This is a genomic window from Mesorhizobium sp. Cs1299R1N1, from assembly GCF_037179655.1.
GTDB lineage: Bacteria > Pseudomonadota > Alphaproteobacteria > Rhizobiales > Rhizobiaceae > Mesorhizobium > Mesorhizobium salmacidum.
Genome location: NZ_JAPYKR010000041.1, coordinates 1 through 12,638, shown reverse-complemented (window position 1 = coordinate 12,638; position 12,638 = coordinate 1). Strand labels below are relative to the sequence as shown.

Annotated in this window: 12 protein-coding genes; 7 read left to right on the top strand and 5 right to left on the bottom strand. The window is 57.5% G+C overall.

Features of this window, described 5'->3' with window-relative positions:
- Positions 1-661: hypothetical protein (locus tag O7A70_RS32840; RefSeq protein WP_337144050.1), on the top strand; the 661-nt coding region annotated here is incomplete at its 5' end.
- Positions 662-715: 54 nt separating this feature from the next.
- On the opposite strand, the gene O7A70_RS32835 is transcribed toward O7A70_RS32840, so the two are convergent.
- The 5 genes from O7A70_RS32835 to O7A70_RS32815 all read right to left on the bottom strand — a co-directional run bounded on the left by O7A70_RS32835 (position 716) and on the right by O7A70_RS32815 (position 5,652).
- On the bottom strand, positions 716-931 hold the full coding sequence (locus tag O7A70_RS32835) for a hypothetical protein (RefSeq protein ID WP_337144049.1): 216 nt from the start codon (positions 929-931) through the stop codon (positions 716-718).
- Positions 932-942: 11 nt separating this feature from the next.
- Positions 943-1,836: a DMT family transporter gene (locus tag O7A70_RS32830; RefSeq protein WP_337144048.1), complete on the bottom strand. Its 894-nt coding sequence runs from the start codon at positions 1,834-1,836 to the stop codon at positions 943-945.
- A 102-nt stretch (positions 1,837-1,938) separates the two neighbouring features.
- Positions 1,939-3,276, bottom strand: a complete 1,338-nt coding sequence (locus O7A70_RS32825) for an NAD(P)/FAD-dependent oxidoreductase (protein WP_337144047.1) — start codon at positions 3,274-3,276, stop codon at positions 1,939-1,941.
- Entirely contained in the window at positions 3,273-4,163 is an 891-nt protein-coding gene (locus tag O7A70_RS32820) for a dihydrodipicolinate synthase family protein (RefSeq protein WP_337144046.1), read from the bottom strand. The genes O7A70_RS32825 and O7A70_RS32820 overlap by 4 nt, the downstream gene beginning before the upstream one ends.
- Position 4,164: 1 nt before the next feature.
- Complete coding sequence (locus tag O7A70_RS32815; RefSeq protein WP_337144045.1) at positions 4,165-5,652, bottom strand: aldehyde dehydrogenase; 1,488 nt, start codon at positions 5,650-5,652, stop codon at positions 4,165-4,167.
- Positions 5,653-5,961: 309 nt separating this feature from the next.
- Between O7A70_RS32815 and O7A70_RS32810 the strand changes: the two genes are divergently transcribed.
- From O7A70_RS32810 to O7A70_RS32785, 6 genes are all read left to right on the top strand, one after another.
- The gene (locus O7A70_RS32810) at positions 5,962-6,930 is read left to right on the top strand and encodes a LysR substrate-binding domain-containing protein (protein ID WP_337144044.1); all 969 of its coding nucleotides are present in this window, start codon (positions 5,962-5,964) and stop codon (positions 6,928-6,930) included.
- A 336-nt stretch (positions 6,931-7,266) separates the two neighbouring features.
- The gene (locus O7A70_RS32805) at positions 7,267-8,238 is read left to right on the top strand and encodes an ABC transporter permease (RefSeq protein WP_337144043.1); all 972 of its coding nucleotides are present in this window, start codon (positions 7,267-7,269) and stop codon (positions 8,236-8,238) included.
- Positions 8,239-8,260: 22 nt separating this feature from the next.
- Complete coding sequence (gene proX / locus O7A70_RS32800) at positions 8,261-9,289, top strand: glycine betaine/L-proline ABC transporter substrate-binding protein ProX (protein ID WP_337144042.1); 1,029 nt, start codon at positions 8,261-8,263, stop codon at positions 9,287-9,289.
- Between the two features lie 63 nt (positions 9,290-9,352).
- Positions 9,353-10,405 carry a quaternary amine ABC transporter ATP-binding protein gene (locus O7A70_RS32795; RefSeq protein ID WP_337144041.1) on the top strand — a complete coding sequence of 351 codons (1,053 nt, stop codon included), beginning with the start codon at positions 9,353-9,355 and terminating at the stop codon, positions 10,403-10,405.
- A 67-nt stretch (positions 10,406-10,472) separates the two neighbouring features.
- On the top strand, positions 10,473-11,237 hold the full coding sequence (locus tag O7A70_RS32790) for an SDR family NAD(P)-dependent oxidoreductase (protein ID WP_337144040.1): 765 nt from the start codon (positions 10,473-10,475) through the stop codon (positions 11,235-11,237).
- A gap of 158 nt (positions 11,238-11,395) precedes the next feature.
- The coding region (locus O7A70_RS32785) for a trimethylamine methyltransferase family protein (protein ID WP_337144039.1) at positions 11,396-12,638 on the top strand (1,243 nt) is incomplete at its 3' end.

Sequence of the window (12,638 nt, the reverse complement as noted above, 5' to 3'; positions counted from 1 at the left end):
CTACCATGCGCCTGGCCAGACCAAATACCACGCGTTCATCGTTGGCGAAATTGACGGCAAGCGGGTGGGTTTCGGTGGCGACAACATCCTTTTCTTGAATGGTACTGACCTCCGGAGCCAGAAAGCGATGCAAAGCACCGTGCTCAGAAACAGCTTTCAGCTGAAAATGCATCGTCACTGCGCCGAGTTGATGAGGAACGTGCAGATTGACCTGATGTGCCCGGGCCATGGCGAATTATTCGCAATAGATCACGCGAGAATTGAGGGATACACGCAGTATATCGCGCGAAAAGAGGACGTATTCCGCGATGTCGTGGACGCACCGGCCGACCACTTTATCGACCTGTTTTGGGTTCGAATGCTGCCCTACCTGTCGGAAACAAGGGCCGGGGAGACGAGGGCGTTTACCCTCAAGATCCGGAACAATTTCGATCACAGGGTGACCTATGAGGCGCGCCTGCTGGGTGATCACGGTTGGACCGCCGCGACGGAGTTCACTTGCCTCTGTCTTGATCCATCAGAAATTGGCGAACTCACTGTTGAAGCCCGGGCGCCCACCCAGCCTGCGCGGGCGCGGAAACTCTTGACAGTCGAAATGCTGATCGACGGGATTTCCCAAGGTCCCGTATGCGAGGCCCTGGTGTCTACCATCAGCGACTAACTTTTGTGGTCTGGACAACCGCAGCTTCGTGAAGGCAAGCAGACCTTGGTCTTTTCAGGCTTCGCCTGTATCTGCCGGCGGCTTTGGCGCGTGACAGTCCAGAGCGGGGTGAGCGACGCGGTTTATTTCCGGCATGATGATGAATCCGCAGCACGAAGAATGAGCATAAGTGGACGCGATTTCCGTCCCCAGGTTGCCCCAAAGTCGAAAGGCGTTCTTGAGGAACCTGACCAATGGGTTTGCTTTGCTGTCGTGCAGATCGCCTGTCATGGGATCGCCCTTCATCGTCGCTGATGCAAGGTGGCGGGATTTTTGCGCGATAGCGCAATTCCACCGCCCGTAAGGCAAACCGCCACCCCGAGAATCTTGGCGGCGGTAATAGGCTCGCCGAAGAAGATCCCCGACACCGCGATTGTTACAACGGGGGTCAGGTAAAGCACGCTACCGACGTGAACCGCCGATGACCTGCGAAGGCATAGCCAGTAGAGGGCGTAAGCGCCGAGGGTCGAGAATAGGATGAACCAACCGACAACGAACCAGAACTTGGCATCGTGAAGCGGCGGACTAAGGCCTCCATCAATCAGGGCCAGTGGACAGAACAACATCGCGCAGAAAGTGCTTTGGATTCCGATCCCGGGGAGAATCGGGGTGTCGTCGACAAATACCTTTGCAACCACCGTGGCAGTCACGATCCCGACCGTTCCTAGAATTGTCAGGAAGTAAGCAAATCCCGGCGCCGTAAGTCCACCAAAGCCCCCCGCCAGGGACACGCCAACAAATGCGACGGCGAGCCCGACCCATTCTCTAATTGCGACCCGTTCCCCGAGGATCGGTCCGGCCACTGCGGCCGTAAGTAAAGGCTGGAGAGCGTAAATGATGGACACGTTGCCAGCTGGCATACCCATGTCGATCGCCACGATGGCGCATCCGATTTGCAGGAACATTGCGCAGACGCCGAGAACAGCGTTGATCCATAGAGACCGGAACCCCCTCCGGATCACGTATCGAACTGAGATGGGGGCCAAAACCAGCGATATCAGCAGAAAGCGCCAGAACAGAATCAAGAGAACCGAGCCAGTTTCCGACGCGAGCTTTGCGCCAACGTAACCCGAACTCCACATCGCCACGAGGCCGAGATCCATGATGGTCAACGGGGGGGTCGAAAGCTTTTTCATAACTTCTACGTGGCGTTGGCCGGTACAATCGGCGCGCATAGTAGCGGCCGGTTCCGGATCGAGTTTTTAGGAATGTCGCTGGAGGGCGCTGCGGTACGAGGTCTATTCCCTCCCCGCCCTCCACTCCCGGTACTTGAGACTGATTCTCGCACCGGCGGCCTGGAGCGGCTGTCGAGGCAACGGCTCAGGTTTCTCGTATGCGCAGAAAATATCACTTAGCTTTGTCTTAAGGCCGGCGAGAAGCTCTGCTGTTGCAATGCCCGCCGCAGTCGACTTGGTGCCCCCTATTCCGTTACACGCGCAGGCAGCAAAGATATTGGTTTCGACCTCACCAAACAGCGGGACCGCGTTCCAGGTCAAGGCCATGGCTCCGCCCCAGCGATACTGCATCTTCAGATGGCCCAGGTCGGGAAACCGGTCCGCAAACTTCTTGTCATGGAGGTCCCCCGCGCTAGTAACGACGCCCGGGCTGGCGGTAATTTTGGGATTATACGTATACCGCGACCGAATGAGGATGCGGTCTCCGGTTTCTCCATCGACCCGGCGCACGGTCGTGCCCATCGGCGAAGCCGGTGTTGCACCCCATTTCCGGGCTCCTCTCAATAACGAAGGCTCGAAGGGCTCGGACAGGGAAGCATATGTGAAGATATGGAGTAGATCGTTCTGGCCAATTCCAAAACTTGCCGCGTGCCCGTTAACCGCCAATACAACGCGCGAGGCAAAGATTCGGCCTTTGGCTGTTTGCACCGTGCATCCGGACGATGTGCTTTGTATGGAAAGTGCCGCTGTTTTCTCAAACAGGCTGATGGGCTCCTGCAGCTGGTCCGCGACGGCCCTCACAAGGCTCGCCGGTTGAATGAGGGCTGCCCCGGGTGTGAACAGACCGGATTTGAAAGATCTGGTGCCAGTTACCTCCGCGATTTCCGCAGCGCTCAGGACCAAATGGGGTTCGCCCAATGAATTGAGTTTCGAGGAATATTCGGCCAAGTGCCGCGATCCCCCGTCTGTCATTGCGACGCTGTACTTGCCGCAAGGATCATAGAGCGATTTCCCCCAACCATTCTCGGCAGCGAGTCCGGCGTATAGCTGGATGGCCGATCGTGCGACGACAATATCGTTCCGGCTTTTGACCAGAGCACCATCCGCGAAGTCACTGGTTGAAATGTCGTGGGGCAGGTCGATCAGAAACCCGGAATTGCGGCCACTGGCACCGTTTCCCACCACGTCGGCTTCGATAATGGCGATCGATAGTCGTGGGTCGAGCTGACTGAGGCGCGCCGCGGTCGCCAAACCGGCGAACCCGGCGCCAATGACCGCGATATCGACTGTGATCGAACGGTCAAGCTCTGGCTTTGAAATCCGCTGTGGTAACAGCGCAATCCAACCGGACGAAGGCCCGTGATCGGGCAATTGCCGAGCGCGGAAAACTTTCGAAGTCATTTTGAGGTTTCTTGAGCTAGCAGAGGGCCGATCGCCGCCCGCAGCGCTTCAGTGCGGTCGGCAGAAAGAGAGCGGAAAGGCTTTCTTATTTTACCGGGCGAATATCCGGTCAGCTCGGCTCCTGCATACACGCTCTGCACATAATCGCCCTGCCACAGGAGTGACATCAGCGGCTCTAGCTGCTGCCACAGGGCCTTCACGTGATCCCATCGCTTTTCGCGCGCGGCCTTCACGACAGCCACACAGGCGCGGGGTGCGATATTCGCTCCGCCCCAGATTAATCCGGCGCAACCCGCCAGTTGTGAGAAAGGAACCAGCGGATCGGCGCCGTTGATCACGGCCAAGCCGGTCTGGATCAGGCTGACTTGCGACACCAAGTCTCCACTGCTGTCTTTGACTGCCTGAAACTCGGGCAACTCACAAAGTTTGCGCAGGAGGTCTGGCGTAATTCTCACGCCTACCGCCTGGGGCACGTTGTATCCGATAATAGGCAGACCGACCCTCGCGACTTCCGCATAAAAATCGAAGATGCTGTCGTCATCTCCAGGGCCCTCAAAGAAAGGCGGAAGCGCCATGACGCCATCGGCACCGGCGTCCCTTGCGATTTGCGTCCTCTTGGCCACGTCAGCGGTTAGCAGGGCCGAAACTTGGGCGATCACCTTGGCGCGCCCGCCTACCGTCCTCGCGCCCCTTTCGATGACGGTCTTGGATTCTTCAGGTGTCAGATAGACGTGCATGCCGGTGCCGGAGCTGAAGACAATGCCATCGACACCTGCAGCCAAGTAGCGCTCGACCAGGTCATCTAGGCGATCGAGATCAATCTTGCCGTTCGAGTCGAAAGGCGTGGTAATCGCCAAATTGAGACCGGGGAACGCAAAAGCAGTCATGTCAAAAGCCTTCGTTTGAGCCGCTTAGGTCGACCCAAAGCGTCTTGGTTTGCGTGTATTGATCATGGGCGTGAAAGGCCTTGTCACGACCCCCAAAACCGGATTGCTTGTAGCCTCCGAACGGAGTCGCCAAATCCCCTTCCCCGTAACAATTCACCGTCACCGTTCCCGCCCGGAGCGCGCGCGCTGCCCTGAGTGCCCGCGTACCGTCTCCGCAAAAGACGGAGGCAGCGAGCCCATATTCCGTTGCATTGGCAAGCGACACGGCTTCGGCCAGCGACCGGACCTCGATGACGGAAAGGATCGGGCCGAAGATCTCTTCCTCGACATGTTTACCATCATGGCCGTCGAACTCGATGATGGTGGGTTCAATCATCGTGCCGCCCGGGGCTTGACCACCGACGATTACCTTGCCTTGCGACGCCAGGTAACCGCTGACCTTCTCAAAATGGATTGAAGAAATCAGCGGACCGACACGCGTGTCGGGGTCGAGCGGATCGCCGACGATCCAAGTCTTAGCCACTTCCGTCAACTTCTCCAAGAGTGGCTTTTTGACGTCCTTGTGGACCAGAAGGCGCGAGATTGCAGAGCAATTCTGGCCCATGTTCCAGAATGCACCATTGCAAATATGTGTCGCGACGGCATCGAGATCCTTGGCATCATCCATAACGATGCACGGGTTCTTGCCGCCCATCTCAAGCACCACTTCCTTCAGATTGCTTTCCGAGGAGTATTTCAGGAAGCGGCGACCTGTCTCGGTGGATCCGGTGAAGGAGACGGCATCTATGTCGGGATGGCGGCCGATCGGTTCGCCGACCGCCGGGCCATCTCCCGTTACCACATTGAAAACGCCGGCAGGGAACCCAGCTTGGAGCGCCAGCTCCGCAACACGCAGGGTCGTAAGCGAAGTTTCCTCAGCGGGCTTGACGACGACGGTACAGCCGGCCGCCAATGCCGGGCCGATCTTCCAGCCGAGCATCAGGAGGGGGAAGTTCCAGGGCAGGACAATGCCAACTACGCCGATCGCTTCCCTGACGACCAATCCAAGGGATTGATCGTTCGCCGGTGAAACCTGATCGTAGATCTTGTCGACGGCTTCCGCATGCCATTTCAGGCTGTTCACGGTCTCCGGCACGTCGATATTGACGCAATCGCTGATGGTTTTCCCGCTGTCCAAACTCTCCATCAGCGCGAGTTCGAGCGCATTTTCCTCGATCAGGGCGGCAAGCCGGAGAAGGGCATGCTTGCGGCTTACGGGCGGCAGCTTGGACCAGCGTCCGTCCTCGAAGGCGTTGCGGGCTGCTTTGACGGCCTTGTCCACGTCGGCCGAAGAACCGGATGGCAAGTCCGCCAAAACGTTGCCGGTGGCTGGGTTGATGGTCGGGAAAGTTTTGCCCGATATCGCCGCAGTGCCTAAGCCATCGATAATCATGCGCGTCGGCAGCATCAGCGACTTCGCCTGGGTCCTGTAGTCGACTTTACCGTGCATTCCACTCTCCTCTCGATGGTGGGAAGCGCCCCGTTTGGCGCGGCCACCGTGGCCGGCGCGTGATCGGAAGGTCGCTCGGTATCCAGAAGGTTGAGGAGTCCGCAGCGCTTTCAGGGCTTCGTATCTCTTCATTCAACCCTGAGGATTTCGGCCGGGATTTACGCCAATCCTTGCCGCCCTTCGACCTTTGGGCTGCCCGTTGAACGGGCTTGCCCGCGGCCACTTGTTTGATATTTGGTAGACGGATGCTTATAGATAACGGCCCTTTGCGCAATTTACTTTTTTTAGGGCGCAGGATAACAATTACTCATGTCCAAGGATTACAGGCGGCTTCCTCTCAGCGCGCTACGCGCCTTTGAAGCTGCGGCGCGACACCTCAGTTTCACCAAGGCCGCTAATGAGTTGTCGGTGACCCAGGCTGCAGTAAGCCGTCACATCCTGACGCTGGAGGATCACCTCGACATGCAGCTGTTCAACCGCGGCAACCAGAAAGTCTCCCTTTCTCCAGCGGGTGAAGAGTTATTTGAAGCGATGGCCTTGAGTTTGGCCCATATCGGCGCGGCCTTCGACAGCGTAAGGAGGCGGCAAAAGCCCCAGCGCTTGACCGTCGGGATGCCGACGTCCTTCGCGACATTGTTTATGAGCCACCGGATCGGCGAATTCGCCAACAGCAATCCGAACATTGACTTGCACCTTGTGTCACTCGAGCGAAGCCCCAACCCGGCGACGGACGGGTTCGACGTATCTGTGGTCATGGGTCACCTGCCCCGCCCTGACTTCACGGCGATCGAGCTGTTCGGTGAGGAAGTCTTTCCGATCTGCAGCACATCCTATCAACCGCATTCGCCCCGGATTGCCACCCCTGAAGACCTGCTGAACGAAGTCCTTCTCGACATGGATGACCAGCACTGGACGGCCTACCCCTGGTCGCCGTTCAACTGGGCTCACTGGCTTGAGCAGTTTGGCATTTCAACGCCGTTCAAACGACCGATAACGTTCAACAATTATGCTACCCACCTGCAGTCCGTCTTAAGGGGAGCAGGCGTGGGCCTAGGCTGGCGACACCTGGTGAAAGACTATCTTGACGACGGAACGTTGATCCGCCCGCTTAAAGAACGTTATCTCACCGGCCGCAAGCATCATCTTGTCATCCCGAACGCAGCCGTCGCGCGTGACGACGTGACTATCTTCCGCAATTGGATGCTTGCCCAAGTCGAAGGGCTTAGCCCCCCGGAAGTTGCAGCTGATGAGCAGCGACCGGATGCCCTTGAGGCCTAGGGGGCCGGCTGTGCGGGGTTGGTGATAACATTTATTCCTCAAGACCATTACTTTTTGTTCGGTTGTTAAAAGACCCAGCCGTGGCTAGCGTCCGGCAGCAGGTAGACGACCGGTCCTGATCAACCCCGATGCTGAGGCGTCGGTGTGGGAACGGATACGGATCAGAAATTACCGCTGGACGTGGGAACAGAAGGCCGGCGGCCCCTCCGGGCAGTTGCACGCGATCCATCGTTTGGAGATCGAAGCCGTGGCGGCGCAGCCTGCCAAGGCGCTGTCAGCGTGCAGTAAGGCAGGCTATGGTCATCGATCACGAATTGATGACTGAAAGGAAGTCAGGTGAAACCCGAAAACTTTCTAGATCCGTTCAAGACCCTTCGCATTCCCTTTGGCGATTGGGTTGATGTGGGGCTTGGATGGGTTGTCCAACAATACCGTCCCTTGTTCCAGAGCCTGAAATGGCCCGTTGACCAGCTTCTTACCGCGTTTGCTGTCGTCTTGAACGGCATCCCCCCGCTAGTAACGATCATCGCCTTTGGGTTAGTAGCTTGGCAAATCGCAGGCTGGCGCCTTGCGGCCCAAGTAGTTGTTCTCCTCAGTATCATAGGCTTTCTAGGCATATGGCCCGAGACGATGACCACGCTTAGTCTCGTTTTCACAGCGGTTGTGGTGTGCACGATCATCGGCATCCCTCTGGGGGTTCTGGCTGCTCGCAGTGATCGGGCGGCCGCTATCTGCAGGCCGATCCTGGATACCATGCAGACAATCCCTTCCTTCGTCTATCTGGTGCCGGTCGTGATGCTTTTTGGCATTGGCAATGTCCCCGGCGTAATCGTGACGATCATTTTTGCCCTGCCACCTGTGATCCGGCTGACCACGCTTGGAATCCAGCAAGTTTCACCGGAGGTCGTGGAAGCGATGCGGTCATTCGGTGCGTCAAACCGACAGCTCCTGTTCAAGGCGCAATTGCCCCTCGCCCTCCCGAGCATTGTCGCAGGCGTCAATCAGACACTGATGATGTCGCTGTCCATGGTCGTCGTTGCTTCCATGATCGCGGTGGGCGGGCTTGGCCAAATGGTTCTCCGCGGCATAGGCCGCTTGGACATTGGGCTTGCGGCAACCGGTGGCTTGGGCATCGTCATCCTCGCAATCGTTCTCGACCGCATGACGCAATCCGCGATGACCAGGCGCGGCCGTTTTGGCCACATTGCCTGGTACGAGGTCGGCCCCGCCGGAGTGGTTATCCGGTTCGTCCGACAATTCCAGATTTCACCGGCGAGGTCTGGAAAGCACCGATTAGCCGGCAACTAACCTAAGTCAAATGGGAGCACCAATGAACACCACCAGTATGCAGTTAACGATACGCAGACTTGCCACCGCGGCTGCCCTTGTCAGCACGCTTGCAGTGTCCGTGGGGCACGCCGTCGCGCAGGATTTGCCGGGCAAAGGGGTCACCGTCAGGCCTCTCTACCTTGGCCAGGCGGAGGAGCTGTTCGAGGCTTATGTGGTGAAGCTGGGGCTTGAGGACCTCGGTTATACCGTAAATGAACCGTCAGCCGCGCAGGTGCCGCTTGCACACATCGCGGTCGGCAATGGTGACGCGGACTATTATACACCGCATTGGTATCCCCTCCATATTGCCTTTGCTGAAAAGGCAGGTGGCGAAGCAAAGCTTCGCCGGGTCGGTACCCTGGTAAGAAATTCCATCCAGGGATACTCGATCGACAAGGCCACGGCTGACAAGTACGGCATCAAGACGATCGACCAGCTCAAGGATCCCAAGCTCGCCAAGCTGTTCGACGTTGACGGCGACGGCAAAGCCGACCTCTATGGCTGCGATCCGGGCTGGGGATGTGAGAGGATCATCGAGCATAACCTGGACGCTTACGGTCTGCGCGGTACCGTCACGCACAAGCAGGGTGAATACTTTGCCCTGCTTCCCGATGTGATCCAGCGCATTCAATCCGGCAAACCGACGCTCTATTACAGCTGGACGCCAAACTGGATCCAAGGCGTCCTGAAACACGGCAAAGATGTTGTTTGGCTAAACGTGCCGTTTACGGCGTTGCCGGAAGAACAAGCCGGCGCCAACACCACTGTGGAGGGACTCGGTAACCTAGGCTTTTCCGTCAACAGCCACCACGTCATCGCCAACACGAAGTTCCTCAATGACAATCCGGTTGCTACCAAATGGTTCGAACAGGTCGAGGTGCCAATCGCGGATGTCGACGCCGAGAATCTCCTGATCCACCAGGGTGAGAAAAACAACGAAGATATTCACAAGCATGCGGAAACCTGGAAAGCTGCGCATCTTGAGAAATGGAACGCTTGGCTTGAGGAAGCCAAAAAGGCCGCCCATTAAGGTTCCACGGAGGCGTCCGGCACAAGCAGTCGCCGGACGCCGCACATCATTTTGGAGTTACCGTTGAAAGCTCACGCCATCGAATTCAAGGACGTCTGGAAAGTCTTTGGCACGGACTCCAAATTTAAGTTCGCCAACGTTCAGCGCGAAGGCCTTTCTAAGGAAACCCTTCTCCAAAAGCATGGTTGTGTTGCCGCCGTTGCCGGCGTCTCCTTCCGCGTCGAGGCGGGCGAGATATTTTGCGTCATGGGCTTGTCGGGCAGCGGCAAATCGACCCTGGTGCGTCACGTGAACCGGCTGATCAAGCCGAGCGCGGGCCAGATCATCGTCGGTGGCGAGGACATCAATCTCAAGTCTGAGAACGAAATGCGCGAGCTTCGTGCGCGCACCATGGGCATGGTTTTCCAGAACGTTGCCCTCCTGCCGCATCGGACTGTACGCGATAACGTGGCGCTGAGCCTTGAATTGCGAAGGGTGCCTGCCAAACAGCGCTACGAGATTGCGCACGAAAAGCTGGAACTTGTTCAGCTGGGCGGATGGGGCGATCGCTATCCTGACCAGCTGTCAGGTGGCATGAAGCAGCGGGTAGGACTCGCCCGGGCGCTTGCGGCAGATCCAGCCATCCTTCTGATGGATGAGCCGTTTTCAGCGCTGGATCCGCTCATCAGACGCGATTTGCAAGACCAGTTCAAAGAGCTGTCCACCAGGCTCGGGAAGACAACCCTGTTCATCACCCACGATCTCGAGGAGGCCGTCCGTCTTGGCCATCAGATCGGTGTGATGAAGGATGGGAAGATGCTTCAAATTGGCTCGGCCGACGACATCATCGGCAACCCCAAGGATCCCTATGTGGAGAAATTCGTGCAGGGAAGCAGCCGGCTCGGGCTCCTCAAAGCCGAATCGGTAATGGTTCCCCTAAGCGAATTTGCCGCAACGAGCGAGAACCTGAACCTGACCGATGCGCCTCGGGTCAGGCTGGATGCGCCAATCAAGGAGATCCTTGGCTTGGCGAACAACCATCCAAATGGTCCCCTTGTCGTCGTAGACGCCCAAGGGTCCGACGTCGGGATCGTAACGCCGTCGCTGATCCTTCGCGGCATCCACGAAAGAATCTAACACATTCGCCTTCTCATATCCGTCAATTGGGCGAAGCGAAGCTCAATCCTTATCAAGGTGACATTCAATGATCGCTGAACAAAAGACCGTCGTCGTAACCGGAGCCGCAGGCGGCATGGGCCAGGCCATTTGCAGGAAATTCGCTGCGAATGGTTACTTTGTCGTGGCCGGCGATACAAACCAGGACCGGCTCAAGTCGACCGCTGATGAGCTCAATCGCGGTAAGGAAACCGTGCTGGCCAGGCCGGGAGACCTCCGGAGCAAGGCATATTGCGAGGATCTGGTTGACATTGCCATTCAACGTACCGGGCGCCTTGACGCCCTAGTCAACAATGCCGGGATCATCACGCGCGGCACCATTCTCGACACGACTGACGAAGACTGGGAAAGAACCTTTGATATCAATCTGAAAGCGATCTTTTACACTTGTAGGCGCGCCATAGGTTTCATGGCCCAAAACGGGGGTGGATCGATCGTTAACATCTCCTCGACTTGGGGTATCTATCCCGGCCCCAGCCATGCCGCCTATTGCGCGAGCAAGGCAGCGGTCGCAACCTTCTCCAAATGCCTTGGCCGGGATCACGCCGGCAGTCGCATTCGGGTCAATGCAGTCTGCCCGGGTGAGATTGACACTCCGATGCTCCGGTCGGGATTCATCCATCGCGGGTTTGATCCGGATACGGCAGTTGCGGAACTCAGCAAGTCAAACCCCTTGGGACACCTAGGCGAACCGGAGGACATTGCTGATGCCGTCTTTTTCCTGAGCTCCGCCGAGGCGAAGTTTGTCACGGGGACAACCCTCGAAGTCGCCGGCGCGAAGGCGGTTTATTGATCGTGTCCTCCCGTCGATCCTGCTACCCTTGAACCTTGGTCCCGGTGGTTCCCGCCCAAGTGGGGTCATGACCTGAGTTCATAGCCAAGATTATTTTTTATTGTTAGTTTCTGGGGCTTTTTCCCGGTAGATTTGATTGAAAACAAGGGAAATAGAGCATGTCTTCCAGATCAGGCGGCCGGGACGCTCGGCAAAAGTTGCGCAACGACAGATCGGTTACTTTTCTGCCGACGCTCGATCGCGGAATTCCTTATATGGATCTGCTCTGTCAGGAGGATTTGCTGAGGCTGCACGATCAATCGATGCAAATACTTGAAGAGATTGGCATCGAGTTCCGTGACGACGAAGCCATCGAATATTGGCGCGAAGCCGGTGCCGATATCACCGGTCAGCGGGTAAGGATTGACAGGAATCTTCTCCTTGAACTCGTTGCCAAGGCACCGGAGGCCTTCACCGTCCACGCGCGCAATCCTGCAAAGACAGTAAGCCTCGGCGGCCGAAAGACCATTTTCACGCCAGCCTACGGTTCCCCGAATGTGCTGGATCTCGAGGGCAAGCGACGAAACGCGACCATCGCGGATTTCGTCAATTTTGCCAAGCTTGCCTATCAATCACCGGCGATGCACATGACCGGCGGGGTTCTGTGCGAGCCAATGGATATTGCGGTGCCCAAGCGACATCTGCACATGAACTACAGCCTGATACGGTATTCCGACAAGCCTTTCATGGGCGCTGTAACATCACGTGAACGCGCCGAAGATACCATCTCGATGACAAAGATCGTTTTCGGCGAGGAGTTTCTTCAAAACAACACCGTCATCATCTCCCTGGCCAACTGCAATTCGCCCCTCGTGTGGGACGCCACCATGTTAGATGCCGTTAAGGTTTATGCCGCCAACAATCAGGCTATGATCCTGGCCCCGTTTGTCCTAGGCGGAGCGAGCACGCCCGCGAGCACCATCGGTGCTGTGGCACAGCTCAATGCCGAGGCGCTTGCCGGCGTCGCGTTCGCGCAGCTGGTTAGGCCCGGCGCGCCTTGCATCTACGGACAATGGTTGGCAACTGTCTCGATGAAAAGCGGTGCGCCGATGGCGGGTACGCCCGAGATTTGCCACATGAACATGTTGGTGGGCCAGCTGGCCCGTCACTATAAACTGCCGTGGCGCTGCAGCGGCAGCAATACAAGCTCGAAGCTTGTCGACGCGCAGGCAGGTTACGAAGCGGCACGAAATATGTATGGCGCCCTAATTGCCGGCGCCAACTTCGTCCTGTCCTCCACCGGCTATCTTGAGGCGGCGCTGACCCAGAGCTACAGCAAGTTCATGCTCGATGCCGAGCAAATGGTGATGTTCTACAAACTGGGCCGCGGCCTCGTGCTTAGCGAACTCGACGAGACGATGG